This is a genomic window from Nocardia nova NBRC 15556 (genome assembly GCF_001613005.1).
Lineage (GTDB): Bacteria > Actinomycetota > Actinomycetes > Mycobacteriales > Mycobacteriaceae > Nocardia > Nocardia nova.
Genome location: NZ_BDBN01000188.1, coordinates 1 through 1,668, shown reverse-complemented (window position 1 = coordinate 1,668; position 1,668 = coordinate 1). Strand labels below are relative to the sequence as shown.

General features: G+C 66.4%; 2 protein-coding genes. Both read right to left on the bottom strand.

Annotated elements, in window-relative coordinates; translation table 11 throughout:
- Positions 1 to 170: 170 nt before the first annotated feature.
- Entirely contained in the window at positions 171 to 1,019 is an 849-nt protein-coding gene (locus NN2_RS35640; RefSeq protein WP_155525684.1) for an NlpC/P60 family protein, read from the bottom strand.
- A gap of 38 nt (positions 1,020 to 1,057) precedes the next feature.
- Positions 1,058 to 1,668, bottom strand: a 611-nt coding sequence (locus NN2_RS38025) for a hypothetical protein (RefSeq protein ID WP_169812499.1), incomplete at its 5' end; no start/stop codon positions are given.

Genomic DNA, 1,668 nt, shown 5'->3' with positions numbered 1-1,668 from the left:
CGCCGCTGGAGTATTCGCCCCCGACGGTACTCCCGGGAGCGACGGCGTCACGGCCTTGTCGGGCTTCGACCGTTGTTCCATGGGGCGCAGCGTCCACGGCGTGGTCCCGTCGGACGACTGCTCCTCGTTCGGCTCGCCGGTGACTCCGGGCTGCACTTCGGCGGGTGATGTCATGCCCCGGCCCCCAATACCCGTTTGACCTGTACGCCCCGGCTCATCGGAATCGTCTGCTGCACAAGGCTTCCCGTCGTTGCATCGGCGGTGATCATAGTCCCGTCGCCGAGTGCCACACCGGCGCGAGCCGGCCCGCGCGAACCGTAGTCCCAGAACACCACATCGCCCGCCGATGCGGCGGAAAGCTGCACGCGCTGACCGCAGATCGCCTGGCCCGCGAGGGTCGTCGGAAGGATCACCGCGCCCGAATTGCTGCCGCGAATGGCGTCCGTCGAAGTCTGGCAACCGTTTCCGGTGGGCGCGGGTGTTCCGTCGAGCGACGTCTTCTCACATCGCTGTGTGGTCGCGGCCACCGACGCCTGGTAGATCACTCCTCGCACCAGTTCGGCCATATCGGCCGCCTGGGAGCGGTACCCCGCGGCGAGCGCAGCCGCGCAACTGCCGGCGAAGCCGGTATTGCCGTAGGCCAACTCCGGCATTTGATAGGGCGCCGACTGCATCGGTCCACTCAGACACGACCGGATCCAATCGGAGACGTCGTTGTCGCTCGGGTCGACGGTTACGCTCGCGTACGGATTGGTCGACGGGATCTCCGATGCCGCGACCGTGCCGCCGCCTCCGCACTTCGAGACGGTGGTGGCCGTGGGTGTCTCGCTGGGGTCGTCCCCGATCGCACTCGCGCATTGGCACTGCAGGTCCGAGGCCGACGAACCCGACTGTGCCGCAGTAGGAAACACCGCTCCCATGAGTACTACACCGCACAGCGCGACAACGACCACGAGACCCCAAGCCCACCACGGTACGAATGCCAATGCTGTCCGCAGTCCATCCGGCCGATTGCTCATCGACAGCCTCCTCACAAGCCTCTCGGTTTATCCGCTGCCTAGCGAATGCGGCGACCGACGCGTCCCATTTCGCGTCGCCAGTTCGGGTTGGGAGGGTTGGTGCCGGGCGGTTGAGGAGCGTTCCACGGTGTCCGGTGAACCCGCGACGCCCAGAGATCCGTGTCGGCCGCATGGGAGATGACCCGGCGGACCTCTCGGATATGGCGCGGGTTCCCCGGATCGTCGACCAACCGGTCGACGGCGGTGGAGACAACCCGCGCGTGCTCGTTACCGATCCACATGAGCATCCGGTCGGCACTATTTTCGTCGATTCCTGCCAGAGACGCCATCCTCGAGCGACCACCACTTGCCACCAGTTGCAGTTGCTCGATCTGTTCCTGGCTCGGGGCCGCCATGTATTGCTCGACGAATCGTCGCTCTCGGCCATGGCGAGCCCCGCCGTCCAAGGTGACGCCACCCGGATTCGCGCGCCGAAAGCGGAAGGTCGCCGCTTGCAGCGTCGCCAGATCGGCTGCGGCCTCCTCTGCCGTGCCCTCACCCCGGAGCACACGATTTGCCGAATGTTGGGCGCGCGAAATGGCCGAGACCACATGACCTAGGTGCTTGTCGGTGAGCGTCTCGTCCTCGGCGTTCTGTGCGACGATGCCCC